Annotated in this window: 2 protein-coding genes and 2 pseudogenes; all 4 read left to right on the forward strand. The window is 61.6% G+C overall.

Translation table 11 applies throughout. The features are described 5' to 3' along the window. Positions 1-246: pseudogene (locus tag EOA86_RS27760) on the forward strand (50S ribosomal protein L1); the annotation flags it as partial. A 395-nt stretch (positions 247-641) separates the two neighbouring features. Then, positions 642-1160 carry a 50S ribosomal protein L10 gene (gene rplJ, locus EOA86_RS27765; protein WP_065011395.1) on the forward strand — a complete coding sequence of 173 codons (519 nt, stop codon included), beginning with the start codon at positions 642-644 and terminating at the stop codon, positions 1158-1160. A gap of 54 nt (positions 1161-1214) precedes the next feature. Then, positions 1215-1592: a 50S ribosomal protein L7/L12 gene (gene rplL / locus EOA86_RS27770; protein WP_023680442.1), complete on the forward strand. Its 378-nt coding sequence runs from the start codon at positions 1215-1217 to the stop codon at positions 1590-1592. Between the two features lie 252 nt (positions 1593-1844). Beyond that, positions 1845-3296, forward strand: a pseudogene (locus tag EOA86_RS27775) (DNA-directed RNA polymerase subunit beta); the annotation flags it as partial.

Raw genomic sequence — 3296 nt, forward strand, 5'->3', positions numbered from 1 at the left:
GCCGTCAAGGCGTCGAAGGGCGGCGCGGTCGAGTTCCGCGTCGAGAAGGCCGGCATCGTGCATGGCGGCGTCGGCAAGATCTCGTTCGACGTCAAGGCGCTGGAAGAGAACGTCCGCGCCTTCGCTGACGCGGTGAACAAGGCGAAGCCGGCTGGCGCCAAGGGCAACTACGTCAAGAAGGTGTCGGTCACCTCGACGATGGGCCCTGGCCTCAAGCTCGACGTCTCGACGCTGGCGGCGTCCTGATACGAACCATTCGGATCGGCCGCTAAAGAGTTGATCCGCAAACAGAATTCCGGGCCTCCGACTTATCTTGGCGGCCCGGTACCGGAAGTCGGAAGGCTTCCGGACATCCTGTCCGAGATTGCGGGCGGCCCCAAGCCTTAGTTCAAGGGGGGCCTTAATTCATGTGGGCCTGCATGAGACGGGTGAAGACCGGACAACGGAGCGACTGCTCCAATGAAAGGTTCGAACCGTGTTTGCCTTTTGTCTGCGCACCATTCGGCTTGCCGGCTGGTGTGGCGAAAGGGGGCAGGATCCTCGAGCGTCGTTCGGGAGATCCGTTACTGGATGGCCCGGCCGGCAAAAGGCAACCCGACGCCTGTCCTCGTAATGAGGCAGGGGTCAACTGGAGATAGGCAGTGGACAGAGCGGAAAAACGCGAACTCGTCACGGGCCTGAATGAAGCGTTTTCGGGCGCTGGTTCAGTCGTCGTGGCCCACTACGCCGGTATCACCGTCGCGCAAATGAACGACCTTCGGTCGAAAATGCGTGTCGCCGGTGGCACCGTCAAAGTCGCGAAGAACCGTCTCGCCAAAATCGCTCTTCAGGGCACGGACTCTGCATCGATCATCGACCTGTTCAAGGGACAGACGCTGATCGCCTATTCGGAGGATCCGATTGCGGCGCCGAAGGTCGCGTCCGATTTCGCCAAGGGAAATGACAAGCTCGTCATTCTCGGCGGCGCAATGGGCACCACCTCGCTCAACGCCGACGGTGTGAAGGCACTCGCCACACTTCCGTCGCTCGATGAGCTGCGCGGCAGGCTGGTTGGCATGATCGCCACGCCGGCAACCCGGATCGCCCAGATCGTCAATGCGCCTGCGGCTTCGGTCGCGCGTGTCATCGGCGCTTACGCCCGGAAGGACGAGGCGGCATGAGGCCGTTCCTCGCTATCACAAACACACGTTCGAACCTTATGAAGGAATATTGCAATGGCTGATCTGGCAAAGATCGTAGACGACCTTTCGAAGCTGACCGTCCTCGAGGCGGCCGAGCTGTCGAAGCTTCTGGAAGAAAAGTGGGGCGTTTCCGCTGCTGCTCCGGTGGCGGTTGCCGCCGCTGGCGGTGCCGCGGCTGCTGCTGCTCCGGTCGAGGAAAAGACGGAATTCGACGTCGTCCTCACCGAGGCGGGCGCTCAGAAGATCAACGTCATCAAGGAAGTTCGCGCCATCACGGGTCTTGGCCTCAAGGAAGCCAAGGACCTGGTCGAGGCGGCCCCGAAGCCGGTCAAGGAAGCCGTTTCCAAGGCCGACGCGGACAAGTTCAAGGCCCAGCTGGAAGCAGCCGGCGCCAAGGTCGAACTGAAGTAAGCGTTTGATATCGGCGGGCGGCTTCGCGCCGTCCGCCACTCCCTTGGCGAAGGGAGGCTGCGTAACGCGAAGAGTACGAAAACCTCTTTCCTGAGGGCCGTAAACCGGCCTTCAGGAAACGGGTTTTCTCCCGTTTTGGCCGGCCACCGACAGGGTGGCGGGTGAACAAATAAAAGGCCGCCGCCGAGGTGGCCGAGAATGCAAGGCGAGCCGCGGCGAGGCTCGCCCCGAGAATCGAGCTAAGGAGCGACGATGGCCCAGACACAAACTTTCAATGGCCGCAGACGCGTACGCAAATTCTTCGGAAAAATTCCGGAAGTTGCGGAGATGCCGAACCTGATCGAGGTTCAGAAGGCATCCTATGATCAATTCCTGATGGTAGAGGAGCCCAATGGCGGGCGTCCTGACGAGGGACTGCAGGCGGTTTTCAAATCGGTCTTCCCGATCTCCGACTTTTCCGGCTCCTCGATGCTGGAATTCGTGAAGTACGAGTTCGAAGCACCGAAATTCGACGTTGACGAATGCCGTCAGCGCGACCTGACCTATGCCGCGCCGCTCAAGGTGACGCTGCGCCTCATCGTGTTCGATATCGACGAGGATACCGGCGCCAAGTCGATCAAGGACATCAAGGAGCAGGACGTCTACATGGGCGACATGCCGCTCATGACCTTGAACGGCACCTTCATCGTCAACGGCACCGAGCGTGTCATCGTCTCGCAGATGCACCGTTCGCCGGGCGTCTTCTTCGACCATGACAAGGGCAAGTCGCACTCGTCGGGCAAGCTGCTGTTTGCCGCGCGCGTCATCCCCTATCGAGGCTCGTGGCTCGACATCGAGTTCGACTCGAAGGACGTCGTGCACGCCCGCATCGACCGCCGCCGCAAGATTCCGGTGTCGTCGCTGTTGATGGCGCTCGGCATGGACGGCGAGGAGATCCTGTCGACCTTCTACAACAAGATCACCTACAAGCGCGCCGGCGACCATTGGCGCATCCCGTTCAACGTCGAGCGTTTCCGCGGCCTCAAGGCCGTTGGCGACCTGGTCGATGCAGACACCAACGAGGTCGTCGTCGAGGCCGGCAAGAAGATCACTGCCCGCCAGGCCCGCCAGCTCGGCGAAAGGGGTCTCAAGGCGATCAAGGCGACGGACGAGGACCTGCTCGGCAACTACCTTGCCGAGGACATCGTCAACTACGCGACCGGCGAGATTTTCCTCGAAGCCGGCGATGAGATCGACGAAAAGACGCTGAAGGTGCTTCTCAGCGCCGGCGACGACGAGATCAAGGTTCTCGACATCGACCACGTCAATGTCGGCGCCTATATCCGCAACACGCTCAACGTCGACAAGAACGAGAGCCGCCAGGACGCGCTGTTCGACATCTACCGCGTCATGCGCCCCGGCGAGCCGCCGACGCTCGAAACCGCCGAAGCCATGTTCAACTCGCTGTTCTTTGACAGCGAGCGCTACGATCTGTCGGCCGTCGGCCGCGTCAAGATGAACATGCGCCTCGAGCTCAAGGCCGAGGACACCGTCCGCGTGCTGCGCAAGGACGACATCCTGGCCGTGGTCAAGACACTGGTCGAACTGCGCGACGGCAAGGGCGAGATCGACGACATCGACAATCTCGGCAATCGCCGCGTGCGCTCGGTCGGCGAGCTGATGGAGAACCAGTACCGCGTCGGCCTGCTGCGCATGGAGCGCGCG

Source organism: Mesorhizobium sp. M5C.F.Ca.IN.020.32.2.1 (genome assembly GCF_004023105.1).
Taxonomy (GTDB): domain Bacteria; phylum Pseudomonadota; class Alphaproteobacteria; order Rhizobiales; family Rhizobiaceae; genus Mesorhizobium; species Mesorhizobium wenxiniae.

Excerpts from the sequence above, each read along its gene's own strand:
- rplL (WP_023680442.1), top strand. The coding sequence starts at position 1,215 with ATGGCTGATCTGGCAAAGATCGTAGACGACCTTTCGAAGCTGACCGTC.